General features: G+C 39.5%; 22 protein-coding genes. 7 read left to right on the top strand and 15 right to left on the bottom strand.

The window, feature by feature from the left end; translation table 11 throughout:
* Window positions 1-77: 77 nt before the first annotated feature.
* Entirely contained in the window at window positions 78-1,061 is a 984-nt protein-coding gene (pta, locus tag BN1875_RS06440; RefSeq protein ID WP_048604029.1) for a phosphate acetyltransferase, read from the bottom strand.
* A 155-nt stretch (window positions 1,062-1,216) separates the two neighbouring features.
* The gene (locus tag BN1875_RS06435; RefSeq protein WP_048604028.1) at window positions 1,217-1,897 is read right to left on the bottom strand and encodes a uracil-DNA glycosylase; all 681 of its coding nucleotides are present in this window, start codon (window positions 1,895-1,897) and stop codon (window positions 1,217-1,219) included.
* A 133-nt stretch (window positions 1,898-2,030) separates the two neighbouring features.
* Here BN1875_RS06435 and BN1875_RS06430 point away from each other — a divergent pair, with 133 nt between their 5' ends.
* The gene (locus tag BN1875_RS06430) at window positions 2,031-2,900 is read left to right on the top strand and encodes a Cof-type HAD-IIB family hydrolase (protein WP_048604027.1); all 870 of its coding nucleotides are present in this window, start codon (window positions 2,031-2,033) and stop codon (window positions 2,898-2,900) included.
* 24 nt (window positions 2,901-2,924) lie between these two features.
* On the top strand, window positions 2,925-3,443 hold the full coding sequence (locus BN1875_RS06425) for an LURP-one-related/scramblase family protein (protein WP_048604026.1): 519 nt from the start codon (window positions 2,925-2,927) through the stop codon (window positions 3,441-3,443).
* Between the two features lie 36 nt (window positions 3,444-3,479).
* On the opposite strand, the gene BN1875_RS06420 is transcribed toward BN1875_RS06425, so the two are convergent.
* Window positions 3,480-4,052 (bottom strand): GNAT family N-acetyltransferase, encoded by a 573-nt coding sequence (locus BN1875_RS06420; RefSeq protein WP_048604025.1) that lies wholly within the window; start codon window positions 4,050-4,052, stop codon window positions 3,480-3,482.
* A 98-nt stretch (window positions 4,053-4,150) separates the two neighbouring features.
* Complete coding sequence (locus BN1875_RS06415) at window positions 4,151-5,584, bottom strand: basic amino acid/polyamine antiporter (protein WP_048604024.1); 1,434 nt, start codon at window positions 5,582-5,584, stop codon at window positions 4,151-4,153.
* Between the two features lie 172 nt (window positions 5,585-5,756).
* Between BN1875_RS06415 and nrdI the strand changes: the two genes are divergently transcribed.
* The 3 genes from nrdI to BN1875_RS06400 are packed head-to-tail and all read left to right on the top strand — an operon-like array spanning window position 5,757 to window position 8,763.
* The gene (gene nrdI / locus BN1875_RS06410) at window positions 5,757-6,227 is read left to right on the top strand and encodes a class Ib ribonucleoside-diphosphate reductase assembly flavoprotein NrdI (RefSeq protein WP_048604023.1); all 471 of its coding nucleotides are present in this window, start codon (window positions 5,757-5,759) and stop codon (window positions 6,225-6,227) included.
* A gap of 51 nt (window positions 6,228-6,278) precedes the next feature.
* Window positions 6,279-7,115 carry a LysR family transcriptional regulator gene (locus BN1875_RS06405; RefSeq protein WP_048604022.1) on the top strand — a complete coding sequence of 279 codons (837 nt, stop codon included), beginning with the start codon at window positions 6,279-6,281 and terminating at the stop codon, window positions 7,113-7,115.
* A gap of 1 nt (window position 7,116) precedes the next feature.
* Complete coding sequence (locus BN1875_RS06400; RefSeq protein ID WP_048604021.1) at window positions 7,117-8,763, top strand: MutS-related protein; 1,647 nt, start codon at window positions 7,117-7,119, stop codon at window positions 8,761-8,763.
* A gap of 49 nt (window positions 8,764-8,812) precedes the next feature.
* Here the strand turns inward: BN1875_RS06400 and BN1875_RS06395 are convergent, their stop codons facing one another.
* From BN1875_RS06395 to BN1875_RS06380, 4 genes are all read right to left on the bottom strand, one after another.
* Window positions 8,813-10,624: an LTA synthase family protein gene (locus BN1875_RS06395; RefSeq protein ID WP_048604020.1), complete on the bottom strand. Its 1,812-nt coding sequence runs from the start codon at window positions 10,622-10,624 to the stop codon at window positions 8,813-8,815.
* Window positions 10,625-10,848: 224 nt separating this feature from the next.
* Complete coding sequence (nadE, locus tag BN1875_RS06390; RefSeq protein WP_048604019.1) at window positions 10,849-11,676, bottom strand: ammonia-dependent NAD(+) synthetase; 828 nt, start codon at window positions 11,674-11,676, stop codon at window positions 10,849-10,851.
* A complete protein-coding gene (locus tag BN1875_RS06385; protein WP_048604018.1) occupies window positions 11,673-13,157 on the bottom strand; it encodes a nicotinate phosphoribosyltransferase in 1,485 nt (494 codons plus the stop codon). The genes nadE and BN1875_RS06385 overlap by 4 nt, the downstream gene beginning before the upstream one ends.
* A gap of 173 nt (window positions 13,158-13,330) precedes the next feature.
* Window positions 13,331-13,696 carry a DUF1827 family protein gene (locus BN1875_RS06380; protein WP_048604017.1) on the bottom strand — a complete coding sequence of 122 codons (366 nt, stop codon included), beginning with the start codon at window positions 13,694-13,696 and terminating at the stop codon, window positions 13,331-13,333.
* A 153-nt stretch (window positions 13,697-13,849) separates the two neighbouring features.
* Between BN1875_RS06380 and BN1875_RS06375 the strand changes: the two genes are divergently transcribed.
* A complete protein-coding gene (locus BN1875_RS06375) occupies window positions 13,850-14,617 on the top strand; it encodes a MerR family transcriptional regulator (protein WP_048604016.1) in 768 nt (255 codons plus the stop codon).
* Between the two features lie 85 nt (window positions 14,618-14,702).
* Here BN1875_RS06375 and BN1875_RS06370 read toward each other — a convergent pair whose 3' ends face one another.
* The 5 genes from BN1875_RS06370 to groES all read right to left on the bottom strand — a co-directional run bounded on the left by BN1875_RS06370 (window position 14,703) and on the right by groES (window position 18,446).
* Window positions 14,703-15,623: a LacI family DNA-binding transcriptional regulator gene (locus BN1875_RS06370; RefSeq protein ID WP_048604015.1), complete on the bottom strand. Its 921-nt coding sequence runs from the start codon at window positions 15,621-15,623 to the stop codon at window positions 14,703-14,705.
* Window positions 15,624-15,633: 10 nt separating this feature from the next.
* On the bottom strand, window positions 15,634-15,906 hold the full coding sequence (locus BN1875_RS06365) for a hypothetical protein (protein WP_048604014.1): 273 nt from the start codon (window positions 15,904-15,906) through the stop codon (window positions 15,634-15,636).
* Between the two features lie 140 nt (window positions 15,907-16,046).
* Window positions 16,047-16,394, bottom strand: coding sequence for a DUF6176 family protein (locus tag BN1875_RS06360; RefSeq protein ID WP_048604013.1), 348 nt, complete (start codon window positions 16,392-16,394; stop codon window positions 16,047-16,049).
* A 119-nt stretch (window positions 16,395-16,513) separates the two neighbouring features.
* Window positions 16,514-18,139 carry a chaperonin GroEL gene (gene groL, locus BN1875_RS06355; RefSeq protein WP_048604012.1) on the bottom strand — a complete coding sequence of 542 codons (1,626 nt, stop codon included), beginning with the start codon at window positions 18,137-18,139 and terminating at the stop codon, window positions 16,514-16,516.
* A 22-nt stretch (window positions 18,140-18,161) separates the two neighbouring features.
* Window positions 18,162-18,446 (bottom strand): co-chaperone GroES, encoded by a 285-nt coding sequence (gene groES / locus BN1875_RS06350; protein WP_048604011.1) that lies wholly within the window; start codon window positions 18,444-18,446, stop codon window positions 18,162-18,164.
* Window positions 18,447-18,678: 232 nt separating this feature from the next.
* Here groES and BN1875_RS06345 point away from each other — a divergent pair, with 232 nt between their 5' ends.
* Window positions 18,679-19,311 carry a CPBP family intramembrane glutamic endopeptidase gene (locus tag BN1875_RS06345; protein ID WP_048604010.1) on the top strand — a complete coding sequence of 211 codons (633 nt, stop codon included), beginning with the start codon at window positions 18,679-18,681 and terminating at the stop codon, window positions 19,309-19,311.
* A 93-nt stretch (window positions 19,312-19,404) separates the two neighbouring features.
* On the opposite strand, the gene BN1875_RS06340 is transcribed toward BN1875_RS06345, so the two are convergent.
* Window positions 19,405-20,835, bottom strand: coding sequence for a 6-phospho-beta-glucosidase (locus tag BN1875_RS06340; protein ID WP_048604009.1), 1,431 nt, complete (start codon window positions 20,833-20,835; stop codon window positions 19,405-19,407).
* A gap of 21 nt (window positions 20,836-20,856) precedes the next feature.
* Window positions 20,857-22,203, bottom strand: coding sequence for a PTS sugar transporter subunit IIC (locus BN1875_RS06335; protein WP_048604008.1), 1,347 nt, complete (start codon window positions 22,201-22,203; stop codon window positions 20,857-20,859).
* Window positions 22,204-22,241 lie beyond the last annotated feature (38 nt).

The following is a 22,241-nucleotide window of genomic DNA, read 5'->3' as shown; positions in this document are numbered from 1 at the left end:
TATAGCTTGCTAGGAAAAAGAAAGCAAAAAAAACGCCAAAACCGCGACGAGCGATTCTGGCGCTTCAATGATTTGTTTTAGTTTTCCATCAAGGTTTGTGCAGCTGTAATGATCGAAAGTTTGTAAACATCTTCTTCATTGGCACCACGAGACAAGTCAGAAACAGGTTTGTTCAAGCCTTGTAAGATTGGTCCAATCGCTTCAAAATTACCGAAACGTTGAGCAATTTTATAGCCAATGTTTCCTGATTGCAATTCCGGGAAGACAAAGACTGTTGCTTCACCAGCAACTTCTGATTCAGGTGCTTTTAATTGTGCAACTGCCGAAATGTAAGCTGCATCAAATTGCAATTCGCCATCGATTTGATAATCAGGAGCTAATTTACGAGCGATCTGAGTCGCTTCAGCTACTTTATCCACTTCAGGTGCTTTGGCTGAACCTTTTGTTGAGAAACTTAATAAGGCAACTTTTGGTTCAATGCCGAATAATTCAGCTGTTTTTGCAGAGTCAACAGCGATTTCAGCTAATTCTTGTGCAGTTGGATTCACGTTGATCGCACAATCTGAGAAAAGATATTTTTCTTGGTCACGACCACGAACCATCAAGAAAGCGCCACTTGTACGACTTACGCCAGGTTTTGTTTTGATGATTTGCAATGCTGGGCGAACTGTGTCACCAGTTGAGTGAACGGCACCGGAAACCATACCATCTGTAATGCCCATATAAGTCAACATCGTACCGAAATAGTTTACGTCTTGCAGGATTTTTTCGGCTTGTTCTTTGGTTGCTTTGCCTTTACGACGTTCAACAAAAGATTCCACCATTTCATCCCAACGATCAAAGTTTGCTGGATCGATAATTTCAAAATTATCAGTAGTAATTCCACGAGCAGAAGCTGCTTTCGCAATTTCTTCTTTTGAACCGATCAATACTGGTTCCACAAGTTCTTCTGCTTTTAGACGTGCAGCTGCACCTAGGATACGGGGATCTGTTGCTTCTGGGAAAACGATTTTAATAGTACGACGAACGATCTTAAATTTTAAACTGTCAAATAATTCCACGAGTATATACCCTCCTGATTTTTTTCTTCCAATCCATCATACACCATCTTGAAAAGAAAGGACAGTTATTTTAGCTGTACTACTAAAAAACCTTGAAATTCGTTACTTTTTTCACGTTCCGATGGTTTTATTATATAACAGAAAACGCTATCCTATTACACTGTATCAGGCAATTGCCAATCGATTGGTGTTTCGCCAAATTTTTTCAGTCCTTCATTGGTTTGAGAAAAAGGGCGGGAACCAAAGAAGCCGCGATGAGCAGATAACGGACTTGGATGTGGTGATTTAATGATCAAATGTTTTGATGTATCAATCATTTTTTCTTTTTCCTGTGCCGGTCTTCCCCACAAAATAAAAACGATGGGTTGTTCCCGCTCGTTTAGTTTTTGAATGATGGCATCTGTCAATCGTTCCCACCCCTGTCCACGATGAGAATAAGCTTGTCCCTCTCGAACCGTCAAAACAGTGTTCAACAATAAGACCCCTTGTTTCGCCCAACTGGTCAGGTAACCGTGATTAACAGGTTTAACACCGACATCCGTTTGCAATTCTTTGTAAATATTTTGTAACGAAGGAGGAACTTTGACCCCCGGCTGAACGGAAAAAGAAAGTCCGTGGGCTTGATTAACACCGTGATAAGGGTCCTGCCCTAAAATGACCACCTTCACTTTTTCATAGGGAGTCAATTCCAGTGCTTCAAAAATGTGAAACATATCTGGATAGATCTTTTGTGTTTGGTATTCTTGTTTTAAAAATTGATGCAGTGCCCGATAATAAGGCTGGTCAAATTCACTTTGTAAAATATCTTGCCAACTATTGTGAAGAATCGTTTTCATGGAGCGCTCCTCCTTATTTGTTTTCTTAACTCTAGCGCAACTTTTTTCGAGAAACAAGTCCTGATTCGCCACTCATTTTAAAATATTTTGTGGTAAACTAGAATTGATAACAAAAGAGGACGGTGCAACAAGAATGATCAAATTAATCGCTTCTGATATGGATGGCACATTATTGGATTCGCAAATGCAAATTTCAAAAGAAAATGCGGCGGCTATTCAATATGCCGCCTCAAAAGGAATTGAATTTATGGTAGCTACGGGACGAAACCGACCGGAGGCATTGCCTGCACTGGAAGCTGCCGGCATCAAGTGTGCCATGATCAATTTGAACGGCGCACAGGTTTTTGATAACGAAGGAACTTCCCTTTTCACAGTTCCGATTGCAAAAAATAAAGTCCAAACGATTTTGGAATTACTGAAGGAACACCATATTTACTTTGAAGTAGCCACAACTAAAGGCTTATTTTCGGAAAATCAGGCACAACGAATCGAAAATTTTGCTTTCCATATTGCAGAATTAATGCCTCATTTGACCCATAAAATGGCGATTGCCATGACTTCTGCTCGCTTGGAATTTTTACCAATCACTTACGTTGAAAGTATTACTTCCTTATTGGATCAGGAAGATCTTGATGTACTGAAAATTATCTGCATCCATTCTGAAGGCCCCGCCGTGTTAGGTCCAGTGGCTGCTTTAATCGATGGCTTCGGTGAAGTGGTGGTCACTTCTTCCGGCCAAAATAATATTGAAATCAACCATCGGGATGCGCAAAAAGGAATCGCTGTTGCTCATGTCGCAAAAGAACGGGGCATTGATTTGTCAGAAGTTATGACTATTGGTGACAATTTGAACGATGTCAGCATGATTCAAATGGCTGGTGTCAGCTTTGCGATGGGAAATGCCGCTCTTGAATTGAAGGAATACGCCCGCTACCTGACGGACACAAATCTAGAATCTGGTGTCGGCAGCGCGATTCGCCGAGCGATTGATGAAAACCTGTAGACCCTTTTTGAAGGAGGAACAGCTATGTCTGAATTTTTTATTCAGGACAAACAACTAAGCCAAGTGACCCGAACGATCGTCAAGGACGAAAAAGGGAAATCTCTTTTCTTGATGGTCGGCCGCTGGGGAACAAAAGGCGATGCCTTGTCTTTGTATGCTATGAATGGAGAATTAGTTGCCAGCATCAAACAGATCAGCTTTACCTTTGGCACCCGCTTTGAATTGTATAGTGATTTTCAAAAAGTTGGGACGCTGCAAAAAATATTTAATTGGCCGGGAGATTTTTATTACATCCAACAGTTACATTGGACGGTCCAAGGAGATATTTACAATCATCAATATGCGATCCACCATTTTAATCATCAAATTATGACCATGGATAAAGCCAGCTTTCTAACGGGAGATTATTATGTCTTGAATGTCACAGAAGATGCCGATGCACCGGTTTGCATTTGTATCGCTGCGGTCATGGATTATTGGCTTTACAATCGTAAAAAAAACAAAAAGCGCTCTTCTTTTTTGAATTACTCACCAACCAATTAAAAAATGGCTGCTCCTCACGGGAAGCAAGCCATTTTTTTAGATTTCTGAAATTTTCTTTTGCATGTGATCGTATAGATGACCACTGATCATTTTTTGACCAACGACTTGGAATCCTTTACGTTCATACAAGCGTTTGGCATTTGGATTGCCGCGATCAACACTCAGCCCAATCGTTTTCTTCTGGTCGCGAAGTGCCAATTTGGGTAACGCATCGAGTAATTGTGAGCCGATTCCCTTGCCGCGAAATTCTTCTGCTACACTGATTGAATCCAAGTACCATTCATCAGGAAAGGTTTCCGGATCAACGAATAATTTTATTTCTTCTTTGATGCCATACTTTTTCAATAATGGTCGCAAGGGTTCATCAATCAACGGCTCTTCCTTGTCGGGATAGCCGAACGCCACACCGGCAATTTTCCCATCAATTTCATTGACTAATCCATGGGTAAAACCGTAACGATAATCCGGCAACGTCACCGCCTCTGCCAACGCCTTTGTCGTCAGTTCTTCTCCGTATTCCTTCACAAAAGGCAATTCCATATCCTTTAAAATCACGAGAATCAGCGGTGCAATCGCTGCACCATCTTCTTTTCTAGCAAAACGAATCATAAATAACAAGCTCCTAACAAATTATTAGTTGTTTAATAATAAAATAGTAACATATTATAACGCTTTTTTCAAAGTGTCCGAGGGCGTGGGTTTTTCATTTACCCGATTGCCAAGATCCCTGTCGCAAACAAGGCGAAAGAAATAAACCCGATCGCAGAAACAAAAATAATCGCCAGATGCTCCAGCTTTTGTTCAGCTAACTTTAATTCTTGCTGCTTTCCGGCGTAGAGGAAAAATAAAACACCGGGAATATACAAAACAGAGACAATCAGCACTTCTTTGAATGCAACGAAAAAGATCGCCCACAGCAAGAAAAGGCTGACTGCTGCCCCAATCATGAATTGGCGTTTTTCTTTTCGCTGATAGGACAGTTTCATTTGATACAATCCAAGAAACAGCCATGTGAAAAATATGGACGCCGTACCAAGGGTATAGGCAAAATTATACGCTTCATCTGTCACTAAAAGAGATAAGAGAAACAGGTTCGTGCAGATTGTCGTCACTACGATGGCAAATGTCGGCGCCCCTTTTTGATTGACCTTCTGCCAGCTTTTTGGCAACAATCCATCTCTTGACATGTTGCGCATTGTTTCCACCGGCAAAATCGTCCAAGAGAGCCAAACACCAATCAAAGAAACAATTAAGCCACCATTGATCAAAATCGCTCCCCATCTACCAACCATTAATTCAAATAAATACCCCATCGCTGGTTGAGTTTGAATCGACGCCAATTCTTCCGTAGTTAAAATTCCATAGGGCAAAAGAGAAATCAGCATATAAACAACCAGTAAACCGATTAGACCTAAGACCGTCGCTTTTCCGACATCTGTTTTTTTTCGTGCTCGTGAACCAACAGCAGATGCTCCTTCAATTCCAACAAAGACCCATAGCATAACCATCACACAGCCCATCACCTGATGCTCAAAAGGAAGCGATAATCCCGCAGGCCCAAGAATATTGCGGCTTGAAAAATTTTCCAAAAAAAGGGTGAGATCAAAACGAAATAGGGCAATAAAGGCAAAGATTGCTAAAGGAATCAACTTACATAGTGTTACGATGGCGTTGACGATACTGGCATTTTCCACACCACGATTGACCAACCACGCATACAGCCATAACAACACCGTACTTAAAATAACTGACGCTTTGTTTTGTCCTCCTTGAAATATCGGAAAGAAATAACCTAACGCACTCATCAGCAATGTGGCAAACGCTACATTGCCCAGCCAACAGGTCAACCAATATCCCCAGCCACTGATCAAGCCGGCAAAACGACCAAAACCTGCTTCAGCATAGCTGTAAATTCCGCCATTTAAATCCGGACGCTTTTTATTCAAATTATTGATAGCTAAGGAAAGCAATAACATCGACCCACCTACCAACAGCCAGCCCATCAGTGCCGGTCCACCAGCAGCCCCCGACAAATCAGTCATGATTCCAAAAATTCCACCGCCGATTGCTGAACCGATCACTAATCCGATTAAAGGAATCAAGCTGATTCCCGTCACTTTCTTGTTGCTTATTTCTTTCATATAAAAAACATCCTCTCGTCACTCTTTTTTGTAACGCTTACATTTATTATAACAAACCCAGATTTTTTTGTGTTATAAAAATGAAATTAATTTAAAAAAATTCACGAAATAGTTTATCCAAAGTTTTTTTCGATTCCGACATGCTATAATGGCTCAGAGGGAGGATGTTTTTATGACACTTACGATTTTATATATCTCTATTTCAGGAAATACCCGTTCATTTGCACAACGATTGCAAAAATATGCCCAAGAACACACAGCAGACGAAGCGCCTGTAATCCAATTAAAAGAAATTCACGAAAATTCTGTTTTGGCCGCTGAAACGGCTCCTTTTTTTGTTTTCGTTCCTACTTATTTAGAAGGTGGCAATGGCGTAGACAACGGCGACCACGAAATTTTGACAGAAAGCATGCGGGACTACCTTGCATTTCAAGAAAATTACCGCTACTGTCTCGGCGTCGTCGGCAGCGGCAATAAAAATTTCAATCGACAATATTGTCTGACTGCTAAACAATATGCCCAGCAGTTTCAGATTCCTTTTTTAGCAGATTATGAACTTCGAGGAACAAACGAAGACCTTAAAACCATCTATAAGGTTTTGACAGAAGCTGCAGCAAACAAAAATACGCTAGAAAATTCTTAAATTTAATGGTATAAATACATATCGTTAACTGATTTGTAGGAGGTCGTTGGTATGTTTCAGCTATTGCAAACCTTTGTGTCTGTGTATGAAACAAAAAATTTTACTCAAAGTGCAGAACGTCTTTTTCTTTCACAGCCGACGGTTTCAGCACAGATAAAAAAATTGGAAGATCAACTTGGTGTGATCCTTTTTTTACGCAATGGCAAACAGGAAATTGTGCCGACAGTGGAAGCCGCCTTTTTGTATCCCCGCGTCTTACAGATTTTGGAAGAATGGCAGGATACGGAAAAACGTTTGATTGATCATGAAAATTTCCGTGAACGCTGTGTAATCGCCTGTTCTCATACCTGTGCCATCTATTTTCTGCCAAAATTTTTGCCGGAATTAGTCGAACGCTTTCCATTGATTGATTTTAGTCTGCTGATGATGAATTCAGATGATGTCGTCCATCAAATGGAACAGAATAAAGTAGATATTGGTTTTATTGAAAAAGCAGAACGCAGTGAGGTTTTAGTCCAAGCTCCGATTTATAAAGATGAATTGGTCTTGGCCGGTAAAGCCGACTCCAAGTATTGGCTGTTGCGAGAAAATGATTCTGCCCTGCGCTTTTACAATGAGGTCTATCTGAAACAGCACAATTTGACGCCAAACATGATCTATGTAAACAATTCCGAAGCCATCCTAGCTCTTTTACGGGAAGGAATCGGGAAAGCAATCATTTCAAAATTATCTGTTGATTCCGGGATTACTTGGGAACCTTTGAAAGAAAACAATATACGTGATTTTTTCCTATTAACTCATAAAGTGATTTTCCGCAAAATACTGATTGAAGTTGCAGAAGCAATTGAAGAAATTGTTGCAAAAATGAATAAAGAAAGCTTGGAATGACATGTCACAACTAACTTTTATCCTTAGTGCTCTTTTACTGGTGATTGCAGTAATCATCGGACTAACCATTCACAACCGTTTGAAATTAAGACAGCAGGTACAACGAAATTGGGGCAAGCAGCCTCACCAGACCCGCTTAGATAAAGAAGAAAGTTTGAAAAAAGCCTGGCAGATTGAAAAAAATTTCCATCAATGGGAAAGTGAAATCGATGATATTACTTGGTATGATCTTGATTTATACATGATTTTTGATTTAATCAATGCCACTTATTCCAGCGTTGGCTCCGAGGCCCTTTATCAACGCCTGCGAAATTTTGATTTTCAACAGGACGATTTGGAGAGCATCATTACTTTTTACAAAGAACAGCCAAAAGTCAGAGAAGAAATCCAATATCTGTTTGCCCAATTGGGAAAGCAAGACAATAATTTTACCAAACAGTATTTAGCAGATGGCAATCACAAAAAAATGGGGCAGCCTTGGCTTTATTTGTCGCTTGGATTCCTGCCTATCGCCAGCCTACTTCTTGCTCTTTTTCAGCCTTTTTTAGGTATTATGCTGCTGATTGGTTCTGTACTTTTTAATACTTGTTTTTATTTGGTGAAAAAAAATCAATTGGATACCGAACTGAATAGTATGCGGTATCTGGTTCAAACAATTGCAACGGCTGAAAAACTCAGCAAACTAAAAGGACCTTGGCAAAGCGAACTACAAACATTGGTGCGCCCCTTGAAAGCCATTGCTCATTGGGGATTTTCATTTCGTTCAAAAGAAGCCAGCGAAGCCGATTTATTGTTTGATTATCTTAATATGATATTTATGATTCCGTTCATTGCTTACAATGTGGTAATCAGCCGCATCAGCAGTCATTCCGATAAAGCAATCAAGCTATGGAATCTCCTTGGAAAATTAGAAGTTGCCGCTGCAATTTTAAATTTCCGAACCTTTATGCCATTAACCTGTCAACCTCAGTTTAAAGAAGGCGGCGTGTCAGCCGAGAATAGTTACCATCCGTTAATCAATGGTGCGGTCGCTAATCCTGTCAATTGGCAAAAAAATACGCTGGTCACCGGTTCCAACGCTTCTGGAAAATCTACCTACGTGAAAAGTATCGCCCTTAACTGCATTCTTGCACAAACCATCAATACAGCGATTGCCGAGAGCTTTATGTTGCAACGGGGACATGTTTTGACCTCAATGGCCGTAGAAGACAATTTATTCGAAGGTGACAGCTATTTTGTGGCGGAAATCAAATCTATCAAGCGCCTCTTGTCTCAGGTCGAAAAAGGCACCCGTTGCTACTGCTTCGTAGACGAAATTCTAAAAGGAACCAACACCGTTGAACGAATCGCCGCCTCTTCTAGCGTTGTCAGTTGGCTGGATAAATACCCAAGTCTTGCATTTGTGGCCACACACGATATCGAATTAACAGAAATTTTGAAAAACAAATGTGAAAATCTACATTTTGAAGAACAGGTTACAGAAGAAAGTGGCATCGCTTTTGATTATCTTCTCAAATATGGTCCAGCCACCAGCCGCAATGCCATCAATTTATTGAAAGTTCTCCATTATCCAACATCTCTTGTCAGCCAAGCTATGGAGGAAGCCCATTATTTTGATGACCATCGAACATGGCAGATTATCGAATAAAAAGCACCAGACCAACGATCCACTTATGATCGAGGTCTGGTGCCTTTTTCTATTCAAAAAATGTTTGCTGCAGGCTGTATTGTTTTCCTGCTAAAATATCGTATTGAATCATTTGATAAGCCTGATAAATTTCTTCCTGCTGCTTGTTTAGCTGCATTTCTTTTTTCCACGTACCTTTTTGCTGATACATTCCCTTTTCAAAAGCGGGCAATTCTTTTTCCAATGCTAACAGCAATTCATAAAAACCAGTTGTTGGCTGTTGGGTCTGTTCCATCAATGTAGGAGCAAAATAAAAAGGACTGGTGATACTATCTTGGTCTTTTGTTAATTCATCTTTTGAATCATACATCAAAAATTGGGTTTCATGAAGGGTTGCACCAGCATTTTTCTCTTGAATCGCCTCCGAGTAGATGCCCGGCAGATGATCTCCCCAAAAAACTACCACCGTTCGTCGAGAAAGACTATCCAATTGTTGCAAGAATCCCTTTAATGCCTCACTACTGTAAGCAACATCTTGCAAATAGTTTTCCAATGATGCCGTGTTGTCATTGCCGGTTGCAGTGTATGGGATATTCTCATATTTGCCGTTATAAGGCATATGGGTTTGCATCGTGACTAAATGGACAAACTGCGGATCATCACTGTCTAATAGCGAAAGCACTTCTTTATAGGCGGATTCATCCGAAATGTAAGGATTTTTTTGAATTTTATCTGTATAAGTCATCGTGTCTTGATCCAAGAAAGAATCAAATCCTAATACATTGTACACATCTTTTCGTTTATACATTGAGGTATCGTAGGGATGGATCGCCGTTGCCTGATAATCCTTTTGTTTTAAAAAGGAAACCAGTGAAGGCAATTTTTCCAGCTTGGGAACCAATAATGTATAGGGCGTCGTCATTTGCGGATTGAACAATTCCATCGAAAAACTGGTCAATGCTTCAAATTCAATGTTAGCTGTTCCCCCACCATAATTTTGAGACAACATTTTTCCACTATAGGTTTTGTCAGCAACTTCGTAATAATCCTTCAACGGATCACCAGTAATCGTTAATCCCTTTAAATGACTAGGATCAGAAAAACTTTCACTCATCACGTAAACGATATTCGGCTTTTCCTCTGTACGATTTGTATTTTTGGTTTCTGCTTGTGCTTGGTACGTCTTCGTGATTTCTTTAATCGTTGCTTTTGAATAATTTTCCGGCTGATCCATAGGTACTACCCGCAAATTATAAAGAAAGCCACCAATAAAACCAGTATTGTAATAATTCATTTTCTGTGAATAGGGAATCCATAGTGCGGTTCGATTGTATGCCTTACGCAGTAGATTACTGGAACTGTTGAAATGACTGATATAAAACAAAGACAGCATTGACACTAACAGCACTGATCCTCGCCAAAACTGTGCTTTTTTTGACAAATGGCGGCTGCGGTAAATGCTCCAAATCAACGCGGCAATCGCCAAGGCTGCTAGAAGCAATACAAATACAAAAGCGCCAGTTCCGACCATTTCTCGTAATAAGCCCAATTGAGTCACCATTTTTAAGTCATCGGGATAAATTGGTTCTTGACGATAAATCATTTTTAAATGATCCGCATAGCCCAGCACACCAATCAATACCGTATAAAATAAAGCTGCAAAGCCTAACGACCCCGCCACACTTGCCAAAAAGCCATAAAAAATCAGCAGCACCAAACTGCCTAAGAAAAATTTTTCTGTATGCCAAGAAAAAGCAAATTTCAGCGCCAGCGTAAGAGAATGATTGTTTTGACTCCATTGCAAATAAAGATTGCTGAGGATTACCAATGCCAGAATTGCTACTGCCAATAGAATTTTTTTTGTTAAATGATATTTTTTCATGCCTCATGTCCTAACTTTTTTTTCATTACTTTATGTATTTTAGTCGTTCCTATTTTGAAAGTAAAGGCAGAGAGCTGAACCCCCAATAAATTTTAAAAAAGGACGAGATAAAATCCACCGATTTTATCTCGTCCTTTTGTCGCTGTTGACGGAGTCTTCCCCAAAACTCCTATCTTTATTATAAAATAGGAGTTGTTATTAAGCAAAGTTTTTACTCAGAGACCTTATTTCTTCCAAAAATCATCCAGCAAACTGATAGGTAAATGACGTTTATGTTGCGTTTTTTGCCACCAATTTTCGATGATGCGCTGCGCATCCGGTGCTATTGTTTTTCCTTCAAGATAATCGTCAATCTCTTCATAGGTCACACCCAATGCCGCTTCATCTGCCAACAATGGCTTGTCCTCTTCCAAATCAGCAGTAGGGATTTTTAAATACAACGCTTCTGGTGCTCCCAATGTTTGCAAAAGCTTCCTTCCTTGACGTTTATTCAACCGAAACAGAGGCAAAATATCTGCACCGCCATCACCAAATTTTGTGAAAAAGCCAGTGATATTTTCTGCCGCATGGTCGGTACCAATCACGGCGCCATTTCTGGCACCGGCAATTCCATACTGAGTAATCATACGTTGCCGAGCTTTGATATTGCCTTTGTTAAAATCTGAGATTGAAATATTTTCCGCTTCTAAAGCAGCAACTTGTGCATCCACGGCTTCTTTGATATTTACTCGCAATTCATTATCCGCATGAATAAAAGCCAACGCTGCCATAGCATCCGCTTCATCCACCTGTTCACCATAAGGCAGACGGACTGCGATAAATTGATAGCTGTCATCCCCGGTCTCCGCTCGCATCTCCTCCATTGCAAGCTGCGCTAAACGACCGGCTAAAGTTGAATCCTGTCCACCGCTGATTCCTAAGACAAAGGTTTTCAAGAACGGATACGCACGTAAATATTCTTTCAAAAATTCCACACTCTTGCGAATTTCTTCTTCTGGATTGATTTGTGGTTGAACGCCTAATTGCTGGATGATTTCTTGTTGCAAAGTCATTCAAATACCCCTTTCTCCTGAGAAATTTTTGCCACTTGCTTGCGGACTTTATCCATCGTTGCCATTTTATGATTCCAACAATCTGTTGAAAGATCCACTGGATATTTTTGCGGATTCAAATCACGCTTATATTCTTCCCATAAGGAATCCAAGCAATCTTGCGCATAATTTTTGATATGTTCCAAATCAGGTAACGAATAGATTAATTTTCCATCAACAAAAATGTCCTGTAAAACAGGTCGTGCCACAAAATCCCGCACCGTTTTATTGATATAAGTATGCACAGGATGGAACATAAAAATCTCGCTTTCTTCCCGTGGATCTTCATCCCAAAGAGTGATGTAATCCCCTTCTGACTTGCCGTCTTTTTTGCGGGTGATTCGCCAGATTTGTTTCTTACCCGGAGTCGTTACTTTTTCCGTGTTGCTGGATAGCTTGATGGTATCGATCATTTGTCCATGCTCATCTTCAATTGAAACCAGTTTATACACGGCGCCTAAAGCTGGCTGGTCGTATGCAGTAATCAGTTTGGTTCCTACTCCCCAGACATCAATTTTAGCTTTTTGCATTTTTAAGCTTAAAATCGTCGTTTCATCCAAATCATTTGATGCATAAATTTTAGCTTCTGTGAAACCTGCGTCATCCAACTGCTCCCGCACTTTTTTTGAAATATACGCCATGTCGCCACTATCGATTCGAACACCTAGAAAATTGATTTTATCTCCCATTTCCTTTGCAACCTTGATGGCCATCGGTACGCCCATCTTCAAGGTGTCGTAGGTATCCACAAGAAAAACACAATCTTTGTGGGTTTTGGCATAAGCCATGAAGGCATCGTAATCATTGCCATAGGATTGAACTAGCGAATGGGCATGGGTTCCACTGGCTGGGATACCGAAAATTTTTCCTGCCCGCACATTGCTGGTTGCATCGGCTCCGCCAATATACGCTGCCCGGGTTCCCCAAATTGCTGCATCAACCTCTTGCGCCCGTCGTGAACCAAATTCCAATAAAGGCTGCTCACCAATCACAGATTTGATTCGTGCAGCTTTCGTCGCAATCAACGTCTGGAAATTCACCATGTTCAAAATCGCGGTTTCCACCAATTGCGCTTGTGCCAAAGGTCCTTCTACTTGCAGAATAGGTTCGTTGCTGAAAACCAAATCTCCTTCTAAAGCAGAACGAACCGTACAAGTAAATTTAAATTCCTTTAAATAAGTCAGAAAGCCTTCCGGATAACCACCGACTTCCCGTAAATAATCAATATCTGATGAAGAAAAACGCAAATTTTCCAAATAATGGACCAGTCGTTCCAAACCGGCAAAAATCGCATAGCCGTGATTAAAAGGCATGTCACGGAAATAGCATTCAAAAACAGCATGACGCTCTGCTCTTCCCAACTCCCAATAAGTTTGCATCATGTTGATTTGGTATAGATCTGTGTGCAGTGTTAAACTATCGTCTTGATAAAGTTTTTGCATTGTTCTACTCCCTTGTTTATATTCTTGTGTCCTATTATAACAAAAAAAATTTATTTTCCTTCTTTTTATGTCTAAATGGTGGAAATTCCTTGAGAAGCGCTGAAATTTTTCTGAAAAAATGCGCAAATAAAAAATCGACCACCCAAATCGGGGCCGATTTCTATGTAAGTTTTTTACTCGTTGTTAGGTTCCTTCTGATCCATTTCAATCAAAATAATGTCCTTACGAGGTTTGGAAAAGGAAAAGCCTGCTGCTTCCATTTCCTGTTTCACGTTGACCTTGATTTTTACATCCTTGCGATCTGCTTTTAGCAGCCGATGAATCACAGTATCGACCTCTTCTCGTTTGATCTTTTTCTTGCTATCGATCAAAACGATACGAATCTTATCAAAAGTATCTGCGTAAATAACATGGATACGATCTAATGTATATAGTTTATAATACTTGAAAGCTAAATCGTTGAAAATAAATTTCGTGATATTCGGATATAGATTCTCAAGATTCAGGTTTTTGTTGATTGGTGTTTCAATTAATTTCATAAATCATTTCCTTTCTTTGATTCTTGTACAACTGACAGCAGTTTTCACTTCCGTTTGTTCTGTCCTTAGTATAACATAAAAAAAAAAGAAAATTTTTTTCTTGACCTTCTCGTTACGTCAAGGTTTATGCTATGTATGTCAGGAGGAATTCACATGGAATACACCATCAATCATTTAGCAAAACTTTCCGGGGTCAGCAGTCGTACCCTGCGATATTATGATGAGATCGATTTGCTGAAACCGAAACGAATCAACTCATCAAATTATCGAATCTACGGAAAAGAAGAAGTCGATCGTCTGCAACAGATTTTATTTCTAAGAAAATTCGGTATCCGTCTGGAGGTCATCAAAGACCTGCTGCAGCAGCCAGATTACGATGTCACCGTTTTATTAGACGACCAGTACCAACGCCTGCTTGCACAAAAAAATGAATTGGAAAACCTTCTGAACACCTTAGAAAAAACCATTGATTATTACAAAGGAGAACACACCATGACAGACAAAGAAAAATTTGACGCTTTTAAACAAGAAAAACTACAAGAAAACGAAACGACCTATGGTGAGGAAATTCGTGAAAAATACGGTGAAGAAGTCGTTGCCCAATCCAACAAAAAATGGGCAGCTATGACCGAAGACCAATATGCTGCATTGCAAGAAGCAGAACAAACGATGATCGCTGCTTTAAATGAATTGCTGTCACAAGATGCAGTTGATTTAGATAGCCAAGAAGCAAAAACTGTTTTTGAAGCCCACAAAAAATGGCTGACGATTGCTGCTCCATATTATAATGCAGAATACCATCGAAATTTAGCAGACATGTATGTTGCCGATGAACGCTTCGCCAAATACTATAACGACCAAACCAGTCAAAAATCAGTCGATTTGATTCGCGACATCATTTATCACTACACCGCAAAATAGGAATTAGATGCCACTACTTTACATTAAACTAGCAAAAAATACTCCGAAGCCTGTACCGCCTCGGGGTATTTTTTTTGCGATATCATCATGTTCGTGGAATAAAAGTATAAGGAATGCGAATCTGCTCCTGTCGATTTTCATAAAACAATCGAAAAGCGGCAGCACCACAAGCTGGTAAATGATGATCAATCGTAGAAAAATTCATAACCTGACTGATTAGAAGATTCTCTCTCCCGACTACCAGAGGCGAGGCTTCCTTCTCGTAACTCTTTTTTATGACCGCCGCAATTTCATCTCCATTAGTAAAAATTCCGTCCACTTTTCCACGGAAAAATTCTGCTGCTTGTAACCCATCTTCGGCAATCACACAATCCCAAAAAACTAACGAATCATCGAAAGCAAAAATCTCCTTACACAATTCTATGGTTATTTGGGAGTTGAAACTCATTTTGCCACTGCGTCCCAGCGTGACACCTAAACGTTGAACTCCTTGTGCTTTCATAAAAAGCAACGCTTTTTTAATAGAAGGTTTGCGATCAATAAACGCACTGGAAACGTTCGATCCAGGCAATTCTTCACAAAAAATAATTTTTCCATACTGTTGATAATGCAACACTTTTTCGAGCAAATTAGCACGAGAGGTAATGATCAGTCCGTCAAAGCCTTTCGCCGCGAACTCATCCAGATACCCCAACTCAACATCAGGATCATAATTTGTGGGCAACAAAGTCACCTTGTACCCTTCTTTAAAAGCCGCTTGAATAATCCCGCTAACCAATTGATCAAAGTACGGATGGTCGGTAAATGGCACGATGACCCCGATATTTTTCGTTTTGCCGTAGCTCAAATTTCGAGCCGTTCGGTTAGGAGTATACTGAAGCTCCTTCATGACCGCCAAAACTTTTTGTCGTTTCTCTTCATTGACGTAGGGATAATCATTGATTACTCGAGAAATCGTTGAAACAGAATAGCCGGTTAGTTTTGCGATGTCGCGAATATTTGCCATAGCTTTTCACCTATCCATAAATACTTGTTTGTAAATAGTCTATCACACCTTTGCCACATTCAAAAAAGCGATACTCTTCGTTTTCATACGTGAAACACAACCGCTCAGAGCCAAAAAATTGTTCCATCCGCAATTCTTTGATTTCAGACAACTTGATTCGTTTGTGAATTGGCTTGATCAACCCTTGCGGACTCGTTAATTGTAAAACCTCATCCTTGATTGTCAGATAAACAAAATAGTAATCCACACCTAGCTGATCGTTGACTTCAATATACGTGTTCATTCCTCTCATCCTCCTTTTTCTTGAGTATAGAGTATGAAACGCGTATCAGAACAAGCAGTTTCTTTTAGAATCCACAAAAAAAGCAACTCGCTGGAATATGTTGTGTTCCTAGATTTATGCTATATCTGCTAAATAAACAATTAAACCATATGTTTCTTTATATTTTTAGGTATCATTACAACTTCAGTAGTTAAGTCTACTGGTATAAATGTGGTATCAATACACTCTTTCCAGTACGCTAAATGTTTTTTATCTATCCAATCCTCAGATTCTTCAACTTCTTGACCGCCTTTTCCCTGTACAGAATACCAGTACAGATATTCTTCTCCATCTACTACCTCTCTAAATATCGTTTCTATAAACATTTTTTCTTTTTCAAGAGTAATCAGCGTCTCTTCCATGTTCTCATTTAAAAATAGTAACCATTCGTCTACTATTTTTGATTTTCCAGTTTTCACTTTAAAACGTGTCAGTTCAATATTTGGCATACTAAAACTCCCAAGATAAATAAATTTTTGATATTGCCACTATATCATGTTACATCTTTCAGAATCCACAAAAAAAGCCGCAAATTTTTCATTTGCGACTTTCCTGATTTCTTAGAAAATTACATCATACCGCCCATGCCAGTTGGGTCCATAGCTGGAGCAGCAGGTGCTGCTGGTTCTGGTTTGTCGGCAACGACTGCTTCAGTAGTTAATAATAAAGCAGCAACAGATGCAGCATTTTGTAGCGCTGAACGGGCAACTTTCGTTGGGTCAACGATTCCTGCTTCGACCATGTTTACCCATTCACCGGTTGCAGCATTGAAGCCCATGCCCAATTCTGCATGTTTTAATTTGTCGATGATTACGGAACCTTCGTAACCAGCATTTTCAGCGATTTGACGAACGGGTTCTTCTAAAGCACGAACCACGATTTTCACGCCAGTTTCAACGTCACCTGAAGCTTCAATTTGTGAAACTTTATTGATGACATTTACTAAAGCTGTTCCCCCACCGGAAACCATGCCTTCTTCTACTGCAGCACGAGTTGCATTTAATGCATCTTCAATTCGCAATTTCATTTCTTTTAATTCTGTTTCAGTTGGCGCACCAACTTTAATAACTGCTACACCGCCAGCTAATTTAGCCAAGCGTTCTTGTAATTTTTCACGATCAAAATCTGATGTCGTGTCAGCAATTTGATTTTTGATTAATTGTACTCGAGAAGCTACGGCATCTTTTCCACCGGCACCTTCAACGATTGTTGTATTGTCTTTGTCTACAACAACTTTGCTTGCTTGACCAAGATTTTCGATTGTTGCATCTTTCAATTCAAGACCAAGATCTTCCGTAATTACTGTTCCACCAGTTAAAACAGCGATATCTTCTAACATTGCTTTACGGCGGTCCCCAAAACCTGGTGCTTTTACAGCAACTACATTAAAGGTTCCACGAATTTTGTTCAAGACCAAGGTTGGTAAAGCTTCACCGTCTACATCATCGGCAATAATCAACAATGGTTTTGATTGTTGTAGGATTTGTTCTAACAATGGTAATACATCTTGAATGTTTGAGATTTTTTTATCTGTAATCAAAATGTAAGGATTATCCAAAACAGCTTCCATTTTATCGTTGTCCGTTACCATGTATTGAGAAAGGTAGCCGCGATCAAACTGCATTCCTTCAACAACATCTAATTCTGTTTCGATTCCTTTTGATTCTTCAATAGTAATGACACCGTCGTTGCCAACTTTTTCCATCGCATCTGCAATGTAGTTACCAACTAATTCACTGCCAGAAGAAACAGCACCTACTTGTGCGATGGCTTCTTTTGAATCAACGATGGCAGAAATACTGTGCAATTCTTCAACTGCTGCTTTTGTTGCCAATTCAATCCCACGTCGAATGCCTAAAGGATTAGCACCGGCAGTAACGTTTTTCAATCCTTCACGAACGATTGCTTGCGTCAACACAGTAGCAGTAGTTGTTCCGTCACCAGCGATGTCGTTGGTTTTTGAAGCAACTTCAGAAACTAATTTTGCACCCATATTTTCGAAATGATCTTCCAATTCGATTTCTTTGGCGATCGTCACGCCATCATTTGTAATCAATGGTGAACCGTAAGATTTTTCTAAAACAACATTCCGTCCTTTTGGTCCTAAGGTCACTTTTACTGTATTTGCTAATTTATCTACCCCGCGAAGCATTGCTGCACGAGCGTCTTCTGAGAATTTGATATCTTTTGCCATTTTTATTTCACCTCAAGTTTTTTTATTCTACGATTGCGATAATATCTTTTCCTGCCACAATCAAATATTCTTTGCCTTCAAATTTTACTTCAGTACCAGCATATTTTTCAAACATGACTTGGTCGCCGACTTTTACGGACACAGGATCTTTTTCGCCGTTATCTAACGTACGTCCTTCACCAACCGCAACAACAGCACCGGTTTGTGGTTTTTCTTTAGCAGCGGATGCTAATACGATCCCGCCAACTGTTTTTTCTTCCTCTTTTGCGACTTCAATGATAACACGATCGCCTAATGGTTTTAACACGATAAATCCCTCCATTAAATCTATACTTAATCTTTGATTAGCACTCTCGATTATCGAGTGCTAACCTACAAGATTTATATTACTCATTTTGTTTGAACATTGCAAGTTTTTTTGTCTACTTTTTAGCGCTTTCTCCTTTAAAGGGAGTTTCATTGTTTCCTCTATCTCCTTACGTTATAATAATGAATAATTATCTGACACAACTTATTACTTTACTAAGAGGGAGAATTCTATGTCATTAAATAAATACACTTTTTTTACGATTTTCTGTTATGGTCTGGCTTTCTTTATTCCCGCTTTTTTTCCTACACCGGATCAGGCGATTCTAGCGACTACGGTGACCTATCTTACCGGCGCTTTGCTGATGATTTTTCTTTACCAAAAACAAACAGAACCCCTTCTTCATGAAAAAAAAGTCTCTTCAAAACTTGCCATTTTACTTTGGGGACTCGGCGGAATTTTTATTGCTCTGTTATTGCAAGCTGTCGCTACATCCATTGAAGGAATGTTTGGACAAACCACTCCTTCAGAAAATACGCAAAACATTATTAGTATCATCATCCAACGACCTATTTTTGCTATTGCCGTGACGATTGGCGGACCAATCATGGAAGAATTCGTTTTTCGCCGGGCAATCTTAGGCTTTGTCTCTAAGCACTTTTCTTTTTGGATCGGTGTGGTGGTCAGTTCCTTAGCGTTTGCCTTTGCTCATAACGATGGCCATTTGCTGGTTTATTTCCTGCTAGGTAGTTTTTTTGCTTGGCTGTACGCACATACCGGAAAAATTTGGACTTCGATCATTACTCATGTTGGAATGAATGCTTTGGTGGTACTTGTTCAGCTCGCCGTAACGATTCAAAAATAAAGTTTGGTTTAAAAAAATAGAAAGCAAAATATCCCTTTTCTTCGTTCTTACAGAGCGGGAAAAGGGATATTTTTATGTCATTCTAAAATTAATCTAGAGACTTTCACCATTTGTTGCAATTACTTTTTTGTACCAATCAAAGGAGCTTTTTTTACTTCGCGATAATGTTCCGCTGCCGTCATTGTTTTTATCCACATAGATAAAGCCATAACGTTTTTTCATTTCTCCTGTTCCGGCAGATACTAAATCGATGAAGCCCCATGGTGTGTACCCAATCAAATCAATCCCGTCATATTCCACAGCCTCTTTCATTGATTGAATATGCGCCTTCAAATAACTGATTCTATAAGGATCATTAATCGTGCCGTCTTCTTTTACTTCATCCACCGCACCAAAACCATTTTCAACGATGAAAAGTGGCAAATCATAACGCTCATTGAACCAGTTCATAGAGTACCGCAACCCAACCGGATCAATCTGCCATCCCCACTCAGATGCAGGCACATATGGATTCTTTACAAGATCATTTTTCTCGTCATAATCATATTGAGGTGATTTTTCATTGTCTTTTACGGTGAAAGACATATAGTAACTAAAACCAATATAATCGACACACCCACGTTTTAGTAATTCTAAATCTTCTTCAGTAATGTCTAGATTAAATTGTTTTCGTTCAAAATAAGTTTTAATATAACTTGGATATCTTCCTCTACAATGCACATCGGTAAACCAATAACGTCGTTGCATTGCAACAGTTGCGGCCATCATATCTTCTGGTTTGCAGGAGTAGGGATAGATTGGACACATCGCAATCATGCAACCAATTTGAAAATTGCTATTGATCTTGTGTCCAATTTCAACAGCTCGGGCACTGGCGACTAATTCATAATGAGCTGCTTGATACATCAATGCTTCACGATCATCTGCTGAAGAAAATTTTAAGCCCGAATTTGTAAATGGTGCAAAATCTTCTTGGTAATTCGTTTGGTTATTTATTTCATTAAAGGTCATCCAATAGGTTACTTTATTCTTATATCGCTTAAAACAGGTTTCCGCAAAATGGACAAAGAAGTCTATTACTTTACGATTTCGCCAACCACCATATTCTGTGACTAAATGATAAGGCATTTCAAAATGAGACAAGGTAATCACAGGTTCAATGCCATATTTCAAACACTCGTCGAATAAATCATCATAAAACTGCAAACCCGCTTCGTTTGGCTCCGTTTCATCTCCATTAGGAAAAATCCGAGTCCAAGCAATAGAAGTACGAAAGCAATTTAATCCTAATTCCGCAAAAAGCTTTACATCTTCTTTGTATCGATGATAAAAATCAATCGCTTCATGGTTTGGATAATTTTCTGAGGCTAAAACGCCGTCGGTAATCTTTCTTGGCACATTGTTTGCTCCGGCAGTCATCACATCAGCCACGCTGACACCTTTACCACCTTCTTGCCAGCCCCCCTCAAGTTGATGAGCAGCAACTGCACCGCCCCACAAAAAATTTTCTTTTAATATACTCATTGTCATCCTCACATTCTATTTCTAAGCAGGCGCTTTTTCGTCTACTTCTGTTTCAAGTTGTTTTTCGATTTCTGCTAAGGTTTCCCCTTGTTCCTGCGCATAGTTCAAACTATCTACTTTCTTAACAAATGGTAAATAAATGAAAAATCCGATTGTTAGAACGACTGTTTGTAAAATTGCTGCTTGCCAACCACCCACTAGAAAACCTGAAATAATTGGTGGGGTTGTCCAAGGTACTTGAACAGCCGTAAATAGCGGTACGATTCCCGTATAAAGCGCAAAGTAAGTAATCAATCCTGAAACAACCGGCGTTAAAATAAATGGAATTGCCATGATGGGGTTCATTACAACTGGTGTAGCAAAAATAATTGGTTCATTAATATTAAAGACTGCGGGAATCAAAGAAAGTTTCCCTAATTGCTTAAATTGTGCCGATCGTGAGAAAACAAGCATAAACATAACAATCCCAATCGTCATTCCGGCACCAGTTACCGTCATAAACTGATCCAAAAATTGTTGCGTTACGATATGACCACCATTTGCAATCGTCAATTCTTTTCCAGAATCAAGAATATCCGTGTTCGCTAAAGAATTGGCTTGTAAAATCGGTCCCATGATTCCTCCGACAATCGTTGAACCGTGAACACCAAAGAACCAAAGAAACGGCACTAAGAAACCTAACATCAATGCTCCACCCAATGAATCCGTTACACCTTGCATTGGACTTTGAATCACTTTATAAATCCATTCTACCAATGTCGTTTTGAAAACTTTATCAAAGAAGACGTAAACAAGCAGTGCAACAGTGGTCAATACAGCAGCCGGGATCAGCGCTGTAAAAGAATTGGCAACATTTGTAGGAACCTGTTCAGGCAATTTGATCCGGATATCCCGTTTCAAAAACCAAGTATAGCCCCAACCGACAAATAAACCAACCAAAATGGCACTGATCATTCCTTGACCGCCAGTCCATGTTTTATCAATGACATTTCCAATCGTGATACCAGATTCAGCATCTGTTGCAGAAGCATTCATCGTCAGCAAGAAAATGACAAGAGCAATCATTCCAGCAGGAAGTCCTTCAAAATCTTCTCCTTTTACATATGAATAAGCAATACCCATCACAGCAAAAAAGGACATGATTGCAAATGAAGCCCCATAAGCTTGATTAAAATAAACAGCTAACCCACTGTCATTAACAAAATCAGAAACAGCTTTAATCGGGAAATTTGCTAATAATAGAAAAATAGAGCCAACAATTGAAAAAGGCATGGTATAAAGCATCCCATTACGAAGTGCAGTAATCGCTTTTGTATTCACAAATTTTAAAACGGGGGGTAAAAGTTTTTCATTAATCCATTGATTCATCTTTATCTCTCCTTTTTATCATTCACGTACTCTTACGG

The sequence above is a fragment of the Enterococcus massiliensis genome (assembly GCF_001050095.1).
Lineage (GTDB): Bacteria > Bacillota > Bacilli > Lactobacillales > Enterococcaceae > Enterococcus_C > Enterococcus_C songbeiensis.
This window is presented reverse-complemented; position numbering and strand designations above follow the sequence as displayed.

Coding starts and splice junctions, on each gene's coding strand:
- BN1875_RS06435 (WP_048604028.1), bottom strand. CDS start 1,897: ATGAAAACGATTCTTCACAATAGTTGGCAAGATATTTTACAAAGTGAA.
- BN1875_RS06430 (WP_048604027.1), top strand. CDS start 2,031: ATGATCAAATTAATCGCTTCTGATATGGATGGCACATTATTGGATTCG.
- BN1875_RS06425 (WP_048604026.1), top strand. CDS start 2,925: ATGTCTGAATTTTTTATTCAGGACAAACAACTAAGCCAAGTGACCCGA.
- BN1875_RS06420 (WP_048604025.1), bottom strand. CDS start 4,052: ATGATTCGTTTTGCTAGAAAAGAAGATGGTGCAGCGATTGCACCGCTG.
- BN1875_RS06415 (WP_048604024.1), bottom strand. CDS start 5,584: ATGAAAGAAATAAGCAACAAGAAAGTGACGGGAATCAGCTTGATTCCT.
- nrdI (WP_048604023.1), top strand. CDS start 5,757: ATGACACTTACGATTTTATATATCTCTATTTCAGGAAATACCCGTTCA.
- BN1875_RS06405 (WP_048604022.1), top strand. CDS start 6,279: ATGTTTCAGCTATTGCAAACCTTTGTGTCTGTGTATGAAACAAAAAAT.
- BN1875_RS06400 (WP_048604021.1), top strand. CDS start 7,117: ATGTCACAACTAACTTTTATCCTTAGTGCTCTTTTACTGGTGATTGCA.
- BN1875_RS06395 (WP_048604020.1), bottom strand. CDS start 10,624: ATGAAAAAATATCATTTAACAAAAAAAATTCTATTGGCAGTAGCAATT.
- nadE (WP_048604019.1), bottom strand. CDS start 11,676: ATGACTTTGCAACAAGAAATCATCCAGCAATTAGGCGTTCAACCACAA.
- BN1875_RS06385 (WP_048604018.1), bottom strand. CDS start 13,157: ATGCAAAAACTTTATCAAGACGATAGTTTAACACTGCACACAGATCTA.
- BN1875_RS06380 (WP_048604017.1), bottom strand. CDS start 13,696: ATGAAATTAATTGAAACACCAATCAACAAAAACCTGAATCTTGAGAAT.
- BN1875_RS06375 (WP_048604016.1), top strand. CDS start 13,850: ATGGAATACACCATCAATCATTTAGCAAAACTTTCCGGGGTCAGCAGT.
- BN1875_RS06370 (WP_048604015.1), bottom strand. CDS start 15,623: ATGGCAAATATTCGCGACATCGCAAAACTAACCGGCTATTCTGTTTCA.
- BN1875_RS06365 (WP_048604014.1), bottom strand. CDS start 15,906: ATGAACACGTATATTGAAGTCAACGATCAGCTAGGTGTGGATTACTAT.
- BN1875_RS06360 (WP_048604013.1), bottom strand. CDS start 16,394: ATGCCAAATATTGAACTGACACGTTTTAAAGTGAAAACTGGAAAATCA.
- groL (WP_048604012.1), bottom strand. CDS start 18,139: ATGGCAAAAGATATCAAATTCTCAGAAGACGCTCGTGCAGCAATGCTT.
- BN1875_RS06345 (WP_048604010.1), top strand. CDS start 18,679: ATGTCATTAAATAAATACACTTTTTTTACGATTTTCTGTTATGGTCTG.
- BN1875_RS06340 (WP_048604009.1), bottom strand. CDS start 20,835: ATGAGTATATTAAAAGAAAATTTTTTGTGGGGCGGTGCAGTTGCTGCT.
- BN1875_RS06335 (WP_048604008.1), bottom strand. CDS start 22,203: ATGAATCAATGGATTAATGAAAAACTTTTACCCCCCGTTTTAAAATTT.